The 467-nt window shown below is 57.6% G+C and carries 1 protein-coding gene; it reads left to right on the forward strand.

Features of this window, described 5'->3' with window-relative positions; genetic code table 11:
- Positions 1-459: IS3 family transposase (locus GTP77_RS29890; RefSeq protein WP_161075759.1), on the forward strand; the 459-nt coding region annotated here is incomplete at its 5' end.
- Between the last annotated feature and the right edge of the window lie 8 nt (positions 460-467).

Below are 467 nucleotides of genomic sequence, written 5' to 3' on the forward strand. Positions count from 1 at the left end.
TACTTGGCCGTCGTGATAGATTTGTACGCACGCAAGGTGGTCGGCTGGTCCATGGCGCCAAGCATGCCTGCCAAGCTCGTCTGCGAGGCCCTGAACATGGCCATCCAGCAGCGGCGCCCAGGACCCGGCCTGATCGTCCATTCGGACCGGGGCAGCCAATACGCCAGCGAGCTCTACCAAGACCTGCTGGCGACGCATGGTTTTGTTTGCAGCATGAGCCGGAAAGGAAACTGCTGGGATAACGCCGTAGCAGAACGCTTCTTCCTGAACCTGAAAATGGAGCGCGTCTGGCAGCGCCAATACGCCAATCACGCCGAGGCAAAGACCGACATCACCGACTACATCGTCGGCTTCTATAACTGCAAGCGCATCAATTCAGCACTGGGCAATCTGCCGCCCGCCGTCTATGAACGGAAAATGGCAGTGCATGAACCTATCGTAGTGTCCGAAATTACTTGACCACCGCA

Origin of the sequence: Pseudoduganella aquatica (genome assembly GCF_009857595.1) — a bacterium.
Classification (GTDB): Bacteria; Pseudomonadota; Gammaproteobacteria; order Burkholderiales; family Burkholderiaceae_D; genus Rugamonas; species Rugamonas aquatica_A.